Annotated in this window: 13 protein-coding genes and 1 pseudogene; 3 read left to right on the top strand and 11 right to left on the bottom strand. The window is 38.6% G+C overall.

Features of this window, described 5'->3' with window-relative positions; translation table 11 throughout:
* Positions 1–159 precede the first annotated feature (159 nt).
* The 10 genes from O3798_RS03190 to O3798_RS03145 form a co-directional block, all read right to left on the bottom strand.
* Complete coding sequence (locus tag O3798_RS03190; RefSeq protein ID WP_371463230.1) at positions 160–1311, bottom strand: iron-containing alcohol dehydrogenase; 1152 nt, start codon at positions 1309–1311, stop codon at positions 160–162.
* A 29-nt stretch (positions 1312–1340) separates the two neighbouring features.
* Positions 1341–1763: an RbsD/FucU family protein gene (locus O3798_RS03185; protein ID WP_288294911.1), complete on the bottom strand. Its 423-nt coding sequence runs from the start codon at positions 1761–1763 to the stop codon at positions 1341–1343.
* Complete coding sequence (locus O3798_RS03180) at positions 1763–3247, bottom strand: rhamnulokinase family protein (protein ID WP_285251857.1); 1485 nt, start codon at positions 3245–3247, stop codon at positions 1763–1765. The genes O3798_RS03185 and O3798_RS03180 overlap by 1 nt, the downstream gene beginning before the upstream one ends.
* A 30-nt stretch (positions 3248–3277) precedes the next feature.
* Entirely contained in the window at positions 3278–4366 is a 1089-nt protein-coding gene (locus O3798_RS03175; protein WP_048712405.1) for an ABC transporter substrate-binding protein, read from the bottom strand.
* Between the two features lie 76 nt (positions 4367–4442).
* Positions 4443–5426, bottom strand: a complete 984-nt coding sequence (locus tag O3798_RS03170; RefSeq protein ID WP_005606897.1) for an ABC transporter permease — start codon at positions 5424–5426, stop codon at positions 4443–4445.
* An 18-nt stretch (positions 5427–5444) separates the two neighbouring features.
* Entirely contained in the window at positions 5445–6941 is a 1497-nt protein-coding gene (locus O3798_RS03165) for a sugar ABC transporter ATP-binding protein (protein WP_048712404.1), read from the bottom strand.
* Positions 6934–7305 (bottom strand): PTS lactose/cellobiose transporter subunit IIA, encoded by a 372-nt coding sequence (locus tag O3798_RS03160; protein ID WP_048712403.1) that lies wholly within the window; start codon positions 7303–7305, stop codon positions 6934–6936. The genes O3798_RS03165 and O3798_RS03160 overlap by 8 nt, the downstream gene beginning before the upstream one ends.
* 4 nt (positions 7306–7309) lie before the next feature.
* Complete coding sequence (locus tag O3798_RS03155; RefSeq protein WP_048712401.1) at positions 7310–7606, bottom strand: PTS sugar transporter subunit IIB; 297 nt, start codon at positions 7604–7606, stop codon at positions 7310–7312.
* An 18-nt stretch (positions 7607–7624) separates the two neighbouring features.
* Complete coding sequence (locus O3798_RS03150) at positions 7625–9391, bottom strand: L-fucose isomerase (protein ID WP_371463226.1); 1767 nt, start codon at positions 9389–9391, stop codon at positions 7625–7627.
* A 20-nt stretch (positions 9392–9411) separates the two neighbouring features.
* Positions 9412–10134, bottom strand: a complete 723-nt coding sequence (locus O3798_RS03145) for a class II aldolase/adducin family protein (RefSeq protein WP_005606906.1) — start codon at positions 10132–10134, stop codon at positions 9412–9414.
* Positions 10135–10274: 140 nt separating this feature from the next.
* Here O3798_RS03145 and O3798_RS03140 point away from each other — a divergent pair, with 140 nt between their 5' ends.
* Complete coding sequence (locus tag O3798_RS03140) at positions 10275–11027, top strand: DeoR/GlpR family DNA-binding transcription regulator (RefSeq protein WP_371463224.1); 753 nt, start codon at positions 10275–10277, stop codon at positions 11025–11027.
* A 149-nt stretch (positions 11028–11176) separates the two neighbouring features.
* On the opposite strand, the gene pepF is transcribed toward O3798_RS03140, so the two are convergent.
* The gene (gene pepF / locus O3798_RS03135; protein ID WP_371463222.1) at positions 11177–12985 is read right to left on the bottom strand and encodes an oligoendopeptidase F; all 1809 of its coding nucleotides are present in this window, start codon (positions 12983–12985) and stop codon (positions 11177–11179) included.
* Between the two features lie 92 nt (positions 12986–13077).
* Here pepF and O3798_RS03130 point away from each other — a divergent pair, with 92 nt between their 5' ends.
* Positions 13078–13803: an N-formylglutamate amidohydrolase gene (locus O3798_RS03130; protein WP_371463220.1), complete on the top strand. Its 726-nt coding sequence runs from the start codon at positions 13078–13080 to the stop codon at positions 13801–13803.
* 200 nt (positions 13804–14003) lie between these two features.
* A pseudogene (locus O3798_RS03125) lies at positions 14004–14146 on the top strand (ISL3 family transposase); the annotation flags it as partial.

Here is a 14146-nt window from a genome sequence, read left to right as displayed (position 1 = left end):
TTAATACCTTAATACTAGACCAGGTCTCATCAAATATCAAGCACAAATTAATGCGTTTTCATAAATTTCCGTGAAAATAAAACGTGGAGCATTGACGTTTCACTGGGGGGTGACAATACTCCACGTTTAAAAGCTATACGAATTTTTTTATTTTACCGATTAGAACAATTCTTTGTAGAAAGCAATTGTTTCTTCTAATGTTGGCATGAATGGGTTACCAGGTGCACAAGCATCGATTAACGCATTCTTAGATAGATATTCGAAGTCGAAGTCTTTTTCTTCAATTCCTAATTCAGTTAATTTCTTAGGAATACCAACTGTTTCAGAAAGAGTTTCGATTTCTTTAATTGCATATGCTGCACATTCTTCGTCAGATTTACCTTCAGTTTGTAAACCTAAAGCTTTTGCAACATCACGGAATGCAGCTGGAACACGTTTCGCATTTTCGCGTTCGATAATTGGTAATAACATAGCACAGCAAACACCGTGTGGAAGTTTGTAAACAGCACCTAATTGGTGAGCCATTGAGTGAACATAACCAAGTCCAGCGTTGTTGAATGACATACCGCCCAAGAAGATTGCGTTCACCATACCTTCACGAGCTTCGATGTCATGACCATCTTTAACAGCACGTGGTAAGTATTCTTTAATAAGTTCAATCGCACCAATTGATAATTTCTTAGTAACGCCGTAAGCACCTGGAGTTACTAAAGCTTCAACCGCGTGAGTTAAAGCATCCATACCTGTTGCTGCAGTTAATGCTGCTGGTTTAGATACCATTAATTCAGGGTCGTTTACAGAGATTAAAGCTAGGCTGTTTTTATCAACCATTACCATTTTAACTTTTCTTTCTTCATCTGTAATTACGTAGTTGATTGTAATTTCAGCTGAAGTACCTGCAGTTGTGTTGATAGCAACTACTGGTAAACCTTTTTTAGCAGATTTGTGTAATCCTTCGTAGTCTTGTGGTTTGCCACCATTTGTTGCAATAATTGAAATACAGCTTGCACAGTCTTGAGGTGAACCTCCACCTAAGCTGATGATGAAGTCACAGTTGTTTTCTTTAACTGCAGCAACCCCATCGTTAACGTTTTTACAAGTTGGGTTTGGTTCTACATCAGAGTAAACTACAAAGTCCACACCTGCTTCTTTTAAAGGTTCTGTTACTTTGGGAAGAATATCACTTGATTCGATAAATTTATCTGTTACTAAAAGAGCTTTATGATATCCTAATTCTTTTACGTAAGGTCCAATTTCTCTTACGACTCCTCTTCCGATTAAGTTAATAGCTGGTACATAAAATGTTGACATAATTTTTCTCTCCTAACTAGTAAGTAAGTTTATAAAACACCTTTTTTCAAGATGATGTTTCCGTACAAGGCACTTTCTCCTGTTTGAATCACTAGATAAGCGTCTTTAGCTTGTTCGTAAAACTCAAATCGTTCGAACTCTTTAATCGCTACTCCTGGATGACTTTCTTCTAAGAGACGTTTATATTCGTCCCAAATCACCGGAACTGTTGGATCCCCCGGAACGACTTGCATTAATCCTGCTTGATATGAACTGTAAGTATCTAATGGCAATACTTGTAGAATTGCTTCTAAAGCTACTGGAACACCATGTCCGTCCATACGAATCACTCGTTGGCCGATACGATGAGCTGGGAAGTTTGCGTCCGCAAGTACCAATTCATCTCCATGTCCCATCTCCATTAAATATTTCACAAGTTCTGGGCTTAAAATTTTAGGAATTTGTTTTAACATTACTGAATTCCTCTCTTCACTTTATTGAATTTCAAGCGAATTTCTTCTAAATTCTCAATCGCACGACTTTCATAACGCGTTACAGGTTCTGAAGCCTTGATAATGTCTTGTGCTTCTTTGCGACTTGAAATCACTCCAAGCGTTAGCATTTGTGACAAGATATTTCCAAGTGCACTCGCTTCGACAGGGCCTGTAATAACTGTACGTCCTGTAAAGTCTGCTGTTAACTGGCAAAGCAATTTGTTTTGAATGCCTCCGCCGACCATTTGAACAGTTGTCATTTCGTGTTTTGTCAATTGTTCTAATTGAGTAATTGTTTCTAGATAAGTTAAAGCTAAACTTTCTAGAACGACACGAACGATTTGACCTTTCGTTTGCGGCACTTTTTGACCACTCACTTTACACCATTCTTTAATTTTTGTTTCCATTTCTCCAGGAGAAGCGAAAACTGGGTCGTTTGGATGAATCCATGTTTGGTTATCCGTTACTTCTTCGGCTAATGTCACCATTTCGCCAAAGCCAACTTCTTCCCCTTGCAAGCGCCAGTCGCGTTGTAATTCTTGAATAATCCACATTCCTGTTGTGTTTTGTAAGAGACGATATTTACCATCAAAACATCCTTCATTTGTAAGTCCTGAGGCAAATGCTTCATCCGTTACAACAGGCTCGTCAGATTCTGTTCCGACAAGCGACCAAGTACCACATGAAATAAAGACAGTGCCTTTTTCATGTTCATATGGAATCGCAAGTACTGCAGCAGCTGTATCATGTCCAGCCCCTGCAATCACGTCAAACGGATCCACTTTCAACTGTTGAGTGATGCGTGGTGATAATTGTCTTAAAACTTCACCATTCTTCGTTGGCGTTGTGAACCATTTACGCGGAATGTCTAAACGTTCAAACACTTCTTCTGAGAAGTCTTGTGTGAAGATATCCAGTAACCCACTTGTACTTGCAATCGTGTATTCATTTGAGAGTACACCTGAAAGTAAGTAGTTGATTAAATCTGGGATAAACAACACGCGTTGAACGATATTTCTTAATTGTGGTTTTTCTTGCAAATCTGAATAGATTTGTAAGACCGTATTAATGGTTGCAGGCTGCACACCTGTTTTTTGGAATAATTCTTTCTTCGAGATAGCGTTATAAAATGACTCCTCGTATCGACCCATTCGGTTATCTCTGTAACAATGTGGTTGATAGAGCAAATCTCCATTTTGATCTAGATAGGCATAGTCTACTCCCCATGTATCAACAGAGATGGAACGAATCGGAATCGAATCTTTGGAAGCCTTCTTGATTCCTTGCTTAATTTCTCCAAACAAGTGCAACAAATTCCAATACAAACCATCATTAAGATTCACCGGTTCGTTTTTGAACCGATGAACCTCTGATAATTGGAGGGAGTGCCCGTCATAAATCGCCTGCATAACACGTCCTGAACTTGCGCCTAAATCAATGGCTAATAATTTAATCAAGCTCATGTTTTCTCCTCCATTACTAATCCCTATTTTTTATTCGTATAGTAAAGCTTTGATTTCTTCGCTATCGATGTTCTTAGCGTCATACCATTTAGAACCAGTATCCACGTCTTTAACTGTTTCACCTTTAGCTGCAGCGATTGCTAATTTAACAGCTTGGTAACCAATTTGAACTGGGTCTTGAGTTACAGAACCAACGAAGATTCCTTTACGGATAGCATCTTGTTGTAATGCACCTGAGTCGAAACCAACAGCTAAGATTTTGTCTGCGCCAAGTTTAGATTCTTTGAAACCGCCGTTAGCGTTGATGATTGCTTTTGCAGCGAATTCGTTAGAACCATAGATTGCGATAGTGTCTTCTTTTTCAAGAACTGTAGAAGCTTCAGTTTTACCTGCAGCATCGTCTACTTGAGCTGGAACACGAACTTCAATAACAACTTTAGCATCAGCTTCAGCTACATCGTTTTTGAATTTGTCATGTCCAGTTACAGCAGTTTTAATGCCTTTTTTGTTTAACAATTCAACCATTTTATCAATGAAACCTTTTGTTCTTTGAGTGATTGAAAGTGAGTTAACTTCTTGAGAAACAACCCCGATACGAACTTTCTTGTCGCCGACTTTGCTTTCAAGTAATTTGAATAAGTGTTCAGCAGCGTTACCACCAGCAGCATGGTTGTCTGTTGATGCAGTAGCTTTGATAGCTCCTTCTGGTGCTCCTGGAACCCCTGAGTCAAATCCGATAATAGGAATGTTTTTAGATTGTGCTTGTTTAATCGCATCTAATTCTGCTTCAGTATCTAATGCAGCTAAAGCGATTGCTTTTGGATTTTTGTTGATCGCATTGTTTAATTGTTCCAATTGTTCTGCGATTGCTGTTTCATTTTGAGGTCCTACGAAAGTAATTTTAGCACCTAATTCTTGAGCTGCTTTTTCAGCCCCTTTGTTTACAGCTTTCCAGAAGTCATGTTGGAACCCTTTAGCGATTACTTCTACTTTGAAGTCTCCGCTTGCTTGAGCTTTATTATTTCCACCGTCAGCATTTGATTTATTTGAAGTACATCCTGCTAATAAAGCAGAAGCACAAGCTAGAGTTGCAATAGCATATTTGAACGATTTTTTCATGATTTATTCTCCTTTATATGTCCTTTTTGACCCTTTCTTTGAAGGTGTCTTCCCAACTCATTGTGTCAATATCAAACTATTTTTTCTTATTCATGCGGATTAAGATATCAGAGTAAACGGCAACGATTACAACGAAACCTGTGATGAATAATTGATAGTGTGGTTGTAAGTCGATGTATGGTAAACCAATCTTCAAGACAGACATGATGAATACCCCGATGATTGTACCAACAACTGAACCAACCCCACCGGCAAGTGAAGTACCACCGACAACTACTCCGGCGATGGCATCAAGTTCCATACCGTTCCCTGTACCAGGAAGGATAGTTGAATAAGTTGCAGCATATGCGATACCAGCTAAACCTGCTAGAAGTCCACTGATGACATAAGCCATACCTTCCCATTTGATAACGTTTACACCTGAAAGTCTAGTAGCTTCTTTATTTGAACCGATGGCAAAGATGTAACGACCAATTTTTGTTTTATTTAAAACAATGGCTGCAATAATCGCTACGACAATCAAGACGATCAACCCGGTTGGAAAATTATCTTGCGTTCTGAATAAGTCTTTGTACCAGCCTTCACCAGTTCCACGTAATGGGAACGTTACACTTTGTACGTTTGATACGATTGAGCTTAAACCACGTGAAATCATCATTGTACCAAGTGTTGCGATGAATGGTGGTAATCCAAATTTCGCAATTAAAATTCCGTTGAATAATCCAAATACACCCCCAATCACTAATATTGCCAACAATGCTAGCCATAATGGCCAACCCATTTTTGTATGGAGCACTCCACCAACGATGGCAGAACACATCATTACTGTACCGATTGATAAGTCAATACCGCCGGTGATAATAACGAATGTTACCCCAATTGCTAAGAAACCAATGTAATAAGATGCGTCTAAAATGCTGACCGCTGTATCAAACGAACGGAACGATTCACTTGAGACTGCAAAGAATGTGAAAATCACGATCAACGCGATTAATGCAATTAATTTTTGTAATCCAACTGATTGTACCAGTTTCGTCCATAGGGACTTTTTCTCTTCCATATCAATACCTCTCTTCGATTATCGATCCGTTGCTAAAGCGAGGATACGTTCTTGAGTTGCTTGACTGATATCAAGTTCCCCTGTTTTACGTCCTTCACACATGACAACAATACGATCGCTCATACGTAAAATTTCTGTAAGCTCTGAAGAAATCATAATGATTGATTTTCCTTGAGCTACTAGTTCATTCATTAATGAGTAGATTTCACTTTTCGCACCAACGTCAATTCCTCGAGTTGGTTCGTCAAAAATTAGAATATCGCTATTTTGTTCTAGCCATTTCGCAATAACAACTTTTTGTTGGTTACCACCTGATAAGTTCCGAACTAGTTGTTTCGATGATGGTGTTTTCGTTCTTAATTGTTTAACGAATTCATCACTGACTTTGATAATTTCACCGTCATCGATTAAACCACCCTTAATGTACTTATCAAGGTTTGTCATTACTGTGTTATTGGCAATGGTCATATCAACGATACATCCATAACGTTTACGGTCTTCTGAAAGATAACCAATACCTTCTTTAATAGCATCTTGAGGATTTTTAATATCAACCTCTTTACCATTAATTTTAATGGTTCCGCTATCTTTCTTATCCGCTCCGAATAGTAAACGAGCTACTTCTGTTCGGCCCGCTCCCATTAATCCAGAGAAACCTAAGATTTCACCTTTATGAAGCACAAAGCTAACATCTTTTACGTGGCTTCCTGAGTTTAAGTGTTCCACTTCTAATACAACAGGTGCTCCTTCTGGTACTGCAGAAACCGCTTTCGGATCTTCGTAAATAGTACGACCAACCATCATTGCGATGATCTCGTCCTTTGTAGTTTCTTTTGTATTTACAGTTCCAACATATTCCCCGTCCCTCATAACCGTTACACGGTCCGTAATACGGGCAATTTCGTCCATACGGTGAGAAATATAGATAATTCCTACACCTTTAGCACGTAAGTCATCAATAATTGCGAATAATTCATTAATTTCTGATTCTGTTAACGCTGCTGTTGGTTCGTCGAAAACAATAATCTTAGCATCCATTGACAATGCTTTGGCAATTTCAACCATTTGTTGTTTACCAACTGTTAAGTTTCCCACTTTTTCTTGTGGATTAATATCCAGTTTCAACAATTTGAATAATTCTTTTGCCTTTTTATTTCCGGCATTATCGTTGATGAAGAGACCTTGATTAATTTCTTCACGACCGATGAAGATGTTTTGAGCCACTGTTAAGTGGTTCATCATATTCAACTCTTGGTGCACGATTACAATCCCATCGTCCATAGCCTCTTTTGGCTTAGAATATTCTACTTGTTTTCCGTTATAGTGAATCGTTCCTTCATTCGCGCCGTAAATACCTGTCAATACTTTCATCAAAGTGGATTTACCAGCCCCGTTTTCACCCATTAGCGCGTGTACTTCACCTGTTCTTAGGTCAAAGTCTACACCTTTTAAGGCTTTTACAGGTCCAAACGATTTCACAATTCCCTTCATTTCAAGAATAACTGGATTACTCATGCATTTCACCTACCTGTTCCAGTTTTGTAATACGCTCTTTTAGCGTTTCTATTTGTTCTTGTTGATTTACAATGATATTTACAACTTCTAGCAGCAAGTGGCTATTCATAAAATGATCTTGCGCATGAACGGAAAGAAGTGATGGACTTGCGCCCTCTCCTCTAATTTCTTGCTGAATCATTTCTGTTTGAACATTATGCGCTTCAACTCCTTTAACTCGTGCTTCATCAAGGAGGCCTCTTGCAGATGAAATATCACCTGCAAGAGCACTCTTAACGGATTGCATTGCTAAAGTTGTTACTTTGCTACTTTTGACAATGAGTTGCATCAATCGTTGCGTATCTGCTTTTTTTGTTTCGCTCATTGGCTTAACCTAATAATTCAATCGCTTGTTTTAGAACTTCTTCTCCGCGCATGTTTTCAAAGTCATCGTCTGAAATTACAGCAACTGGAACATGAAGTGAAGATTTAGCTTTCTCTTCTAAATAAGCTAGTTGAGGTCCTAATAATAAGACATCAATATTTTTTAGAGTATCAATCCCAGTAATCCCTACTGAGTAGAATGAGTAATCTAATTTATCACGGTAAATCACTTCTTGAATGCGTTCAACAAGCATACTAGTTGTTAATCCACCGACACAGGCTAAAATAATCGTTTTTGTCATTTTAGTCTCTCCTTTCTATTACTTATGGATAGGTCCTAATAATTGGCAAGCACGGTAGTCAGCTGATTCTAAATCTTCTGTTCCGAATAGTGACCAGTTCTTAGGTCTGAAGATATCTTCTTCATCAACGTTATGCATATTCACTGGAATGCGTAACATTGAAGCAAGAGTGATAAGGTCAGCTCCGATATGTCCATAAGAGATTGCACCGTGGTTTGCACCCCAGTTATTCATTACATCGTATACTGACTTGAATGCGCCTTTACCTGTTAAGCGAGGTGCAAACCAAGTTGTTGGCCAACCTGGATCTGTACGGTTATCCAATGTATGGTGTACATCTTCAGGTAATTCAAGTGTGTATCCTTCAGCAATTTGTAATACTGGTCCAACGCCTTTCAATAAGTTCAAGCGAACCATTGTCACAGGCATATTTCCTTTAGATAAGAAGCGAGTTGAGTAACCGCCGCCACGGAAGTATTCACGGTTAGCTGCTGGGAAGTCAGTATTTGCAAGCATTGCATCTACTTCACTTTGATCTAATTCCCAGAATGGTTTCATCACTGGTTCACCGTTTCTTGTAGCTTGACCAGTTCCGTCTAATGTACAAGAACCTGAGTTGATTAAGTGTAAGAATCCATTTTCAGCATGGCCTTCAAGTTTATGTCCTGTTACACGTTCAACAGCTTCTGGACTCCAGTAAGTACGAACATCCGCAAAGATTTGTGGAGTGTTTGTTAATAAGTAGTTGAATAGCATTGATACACCGTTTAACGCATCATTTTCAGTTGCGAAGATGTATGGTCTGCGAATTCCGTTCCAGTCAAATTGAGTGTTTAGGAATGTTTCCATGAAGTCTCCGTTAGGGAAGTGGTCTGTCCATTGACGTTGACCTTGGAATCCACCAACAAGAGCGTAGTGACCAACTGCTTCTTCTTCGAAGCCAAGTTCAGCAAGTCTTGGGTTACCAATCATTAAGTCACGTCCAATTAAGAACATCTTAATAACGAATTCCCATTGTTTATCTTTTTCTTCACGGCTTAAAACAAGGTCTTCACGGTTACGGTCGAATCCTTCTTTAACGTTTTCTTTCACCCATTTAAGTGCACGTTCGAATTCTTCGTGATCGTAAATACCACGGTCGATACGGCGAGTGAATTCAGTCATATCTACTGATTCATTACGCATTCCTAAGTATTCTTGGAAGAAGTTAGGATCTACGATAGAACCACCGATACCCATTGATACACTACCCATTGATAAGTAAGCTGTATCTCTCATTAAACCTGTAGCAAGAGCTGCTCTTGCGTAACGTAAGATTTTTTCTTTAACGTCTTCAGGAATTTCTGTATCTGTTGCTTCTTTTACGTCTTTACCGTAAATTCCGAATGCTGGAATTCCTTTTTGAGCATGAGAAGCAAGAACTGCTGCTAAATATACAGCCCCTGGTCTTTCAGTTCCGTTGAATCCCCAAATAGCATGTGGAATATCAGGTGACATATCCATTGTTTCACTACCGTAGCACCAGCAAGGTGTTACTGTAATTGTTGCACACACGTTTGATTTTTTGAATAGTTCGTGAGATGCTGCTGCTTCTGGTACACGACCAATTGTTGAAGGTGAGATCACACATTCAACCGGTTGTCCATCAGGATATTTCAATGTTGACTCGATTAAAGCAGCGACACTCTTCGCCATATTCATTGTTTGAACTTCTAACGATTCGCGAACTCCTTGGCGACGACCGTCAATAGTTGGGCGAATCCCAATACGTGGATGTTGAATCATTTTTGTTCCTCCTATTCTTACTAAACTTCACGAACAGTTCCGTCTGGATTGTATTTCTTATATCCAGGGTGACGACCTGTTACTTTGTAGTTTTCGCGCATTTTGAACATTTGCTCTAATTTTTCTCTTGAGATTTCTTTTTCTTCAATGCCTTTTGTTAGTAATAACATTCTTCCGTGGAATGTTGATTTAGCCACGAGTTCTAATGTTTCCATTCTGTAGTATGCTGTAATCACATCACTACCCACTGTTAAAGCACCATGGTTTTCAAGTAACATCACGTCATGTTCTTGTAAGTATGGTGTAATCGCATCTGGAACTTCCATTGTTGAAGGAACTCCGAATGGTGTAATTGGAATTGAACCGATAACAATCGCACTTTCAATTAGTGAATAAGTATCTAATGGAATATGTGCTAATGTGAATCCAGTTGCAATTGGTGGATGTGCGTGAACAACAGATCTCACATCATCGCGTTCTTCATAGCAGCGAATATGCATTTTAATTTCGCTTGAAGGACGGTACCCTTCGTTGGCTTCAATCACTTCTCCTTTCATATTTAATTTAACGAGTTTTTCTGGAGTAATAAAACTCTTACTGATACCTGTTGGTGTTGCGATGATGGTATCCTCATCAATACGAACTGAGACGTTTCCGTCATTAGCAGCAACCCATCCTAGTTGCCACATTTTATGACACACATCACAAATTTGTTCGCGTACTACTTGTTCATCAAAAGTCATAGTATCATCCCTTTCTGATTTCTATCTTAGCAATTAAAGAAAGCGGATACAATATGTGGAAGCGCTATTGAACATCCTTCAGGATTTGTGCTATAATTTGTTCATAAATGTTCAAAATCGTTCAACTAGGGGGTTTTATTATGGTATGCTTCGAGCGAATGTCTCGTATTATGGACATTCTCGCGAAAAGGAAAATCATCTCCACCTTCCAATTGGAAGCATTGATGTACTGCTCCACCTCTACACTGAGGCGTGACCTGATTAAACTAGAAAAAGAAGGAAAGATCATACGATCTCATGGCGAAGTTCGACTTGTTACTACAAACAATATTGAATACGCTTACGATAGCAGAAGCCATGAAGAAACTCAGGGAAAACAACAAATTGCAGAAACGGCCTCCACTTTCTTAACAGATAACCAATCGATTTTTATCGATAGTTCATCTACTTGTGCCGCGCTCGCACCTCACTTAGGAACTCTTCAAAATTTACGTGTCATTACAAATGGGATTGAAATAGCACGTAGGTTGAACAATTATGAAAATATCACCTTGTTCTTTTGCGGGGGACATATCGGTTATGGAACAAACTCGGCTTTGGGAGATTTTGCAACGAGTTTTATCAATAATTTCCATGCAGATATTTGTTTTATGAGCTGCCGTGGTCTCGACCGTTTTGCTGCTTACGAGGCCAATCATAGCCAGGCTCTCTTTAAGCAACAGATGATTGCGAATTCCGATGTTGCCGTACTACTTGCGGACCACTCGAAATTCAATACGAGTCATTACTTTAAACTATCGAATTACAACGCGATTGATTATATCGTAACCAATCAAGCTCCTGTCGAATCATTCCAAGATACGGTAGGCGCTCAATGCGAAATTCTTTGGTAAAAATATCGAACAAAGAAAAGCACATGAAGTTATTTGAACATTTTGAAAAAGAACTAGCTCTATGTTGAGTTAGTCCTATCGTTTTTATCTTTGTTCCTATTAAATAGAAAAAACGCGCTACGGTTGTAGAGCGTTTTTGTTTACTATCATTATGCTTTTAATTCTGCTGTTAAGCTTTCTAATTGGTCTACTAAATGTCCAACGTAAGCAATTGCTTGTTTCAATGGTTCATCTGTTGAAACATCGCAACCTGCGTGAATTGCTAAGTCTTTGGCAGACATGCTTCCGCCTTTAGATAAAGTATCTAACCACACTTTAGCGTGTTCAGGATTTTCTTCGATTTGGTTCGCAATCGCAGTACCGATTGTAAGACCAGCTGAATACGTATATGGATATAATCCCATGTAATAGTGAGGTTGACGCATCCATGTCAACTCCGCCCCTTCATTGACCACAAGGCTGTCTCCGAAGAATTCTTGCATCACTTCTTTTTTCACGGTTGATAATACATCTGCGTTTAACATTTCGTTATTATCAATCATCTTGTAAATACGATCTTGGTACACGGCTTCCATGTAGTGCGTAACCATGTTGTGGAAATACGTGCGGCTAATCATATTGCTGATAATCCAACGTTTGAAACGAGCGTCTGTACTTGTTTTGAGTAAGTAGTTTGAAACGATGACTTCATTACATGTTGAAGGAGCTTCAACGAAGTATAATGAACATTCATTGTTTAAAATCGATTGATGTTTACCTGTTGACATGAAGTGGTATGCATGCCCTAATTCGTGCGCTAACACGAACACTTCGTTCATTTTACCTGTCCATGATAATAGGATAAATCCCGCAACATTAGGAACTGTTGCACAGAATCCACCAGTGCTCTTACCGATGTTTTGTGGGAAGTCTGTCCAGCGTTTGTCATAACTTTCATCAATCATCGCTTTATAGTCTTCGCCAAGAATGCCTAGAGCTTTCTTCAAGTACTCACGAGATTCTTCAATCGTCATATCCACTTCGAATTCTGGGTCCAAGTTGATTTTTGCATCCATGAATTGCATATCAGAGATGCCATGTTCTTTCGCTAATAATTTAATGTAGCGTTGCATATGAGGCGCTAAGTCTGTCATTAGCATACGAATTTGACGGTCGTATAATTCACGGTCTCCATCTTGTTCATCTAATAAGTAGTCAATCACGCTATCATAACCACGCATTGTTGCCATCATTTTTTCTTTCTTCAATTGAGAAATGTATTCATTGGCAACTGTATTTTTATATGCGTTTAATGTTTTATAGAAGCTCTTAGCCGCAGCACGACGCACTTCTTTATCAGGATCCATTTCGTGTAAGTTTTCGTATAAAACGAAGCTGTTTTCAAGAGTCTTGCCATTTGCTTCAAATGACTCGAATTGCATATCTTCGTGTTTTGTTACTTCATATAATTGATAGAAACTTGGTAAGCTGCTTAAGTTTGATAACACTTGTTCTGCATCTTTTGAGAGCGTATGTTTCTTTTGACGAATCACTTTTTCTACAAAGTATGCTAAGTCTGGTCTCTTCTCTGCTATGAATTGATTTAAGAAGGCTTCGTCTAATGAAATCAATTCTGTCATCACAAAGCTCATGTTTTCAGCATATGATACGCTGACTGCTTCAAACGCTGTCGCATTTTCCACCACTTTTGGATTCAAGCGGTCAACCGTCATTGGTAATTCTGCATAATGAGAAGCGCGGTATACTGCTAATTCAATCGCTTCATACTTGCGAATCGCTTCATCTAATACTTCTAAATCGCCTAATTGGTTTTCGTATTTTTCTTTGAAAGCTTTCATTTCTTTCTTTAATTTCTCCAACTCTGCATAAAATGCTTCGTCGCTTGGATAAAGTAAAGTCATATCCCATGTAATAGAAGGATCTACTTCACTTCTTGGTACTAATTTAATTTCAGCCATAATCGTCACTCCTTTTCGATAGTATCCATTATACACAATCTCTAGTTCGTTTGCTATACTAGGAATATTGAAAAACGAAAGAAGGTGCCCTGGTGAAAGTCATTTATAAACAGTCGAATTCTCCTCTTGTGATTTCGATTCCTCATAGTGGAACGGATATCCCACAAGACATTGCTCCGCTTTGTAACCTAGCAGCTAAGCGCGAGCATACCGACTGGGCACTAGAGGAACTTGTGGCCCCACTTCCCGAGACGACTCTAGTAGCTACCGTTTCTCGCTATATTGTGGACGTGAATCGTTTTAAACCACGCGCAGGAAAAACAACACAGCCCATTATTCCAAGAATAGATGAAAAGGGAAATCTGCTATTTAATAACTATCCTTCGAAGCAAAAACAAGCCGATTGGTTGGAGCAGTATTACACGCCCTACTACCTTCATTTAGAAAATCTATTGAACGAAAAGTTAGAACAGCATGAAAGAGTGTTGTTGGTCGATTTACATAGTTATGATGACAAGCTTTTTAACACAAGCGACATTATTTTAGGAACGCGCAAGAAACAAACTTTAAATCAAGACACCTTGAAACAACTCCAACTTCTCTTTCATGAAGAAGGATTAACCACTCAAGTAGATACTCCATTTTCTGGCGGCAATATTATTGCGACCCTTGGAAAACAAGAAAGAATTGAAGCCGTTCAAATCGAAGTACCATATTCGCTTTATTTAGAAGGTCACTCGCTTCATCCAGAACGAGCGAGCATTCTACAAACTCAATTTCAAAATATTTTCCAAAAAGTACAGATGTATCATTTTTGATACGTATCAAAAATGATACATTTCATTCTTTACAAAAAATCACCTTGAACGATTTATCCGTCCAAGGTGATTTTCTTTTTGGTTCTATAATTTTTAGGGTTGATGGATATTTTCCACCAACCCTATTTTAGTGTATACAAAAAGGCCAACATCCATTATATTAAAAGCGCCTAAACCTAAAACAAAAGGATGATGACCATATGAACAATATACTAGAAGCTACACTACAAATCAAAGATAAAAACATTATTTGGGATAATAACGTTCAAGAGAAGATATTTAAAAAGAGAAAATCTTTATTTTATTCAGCTACATATACGCATAAACCAGAATTTTGTACTGT

It is taken from the genome of Granulicatella sp. 20925_1_45, assembly GCF_041433555.1.
Classification (GTDB): domain Bacteria; phylum Bacillota; class Bacilli; order Lactobacillales; family Aerococcaceae; genus Granulicatella.
This window is presented reverse-complemented; position numbering and strand designations above follow the sequence as displayed.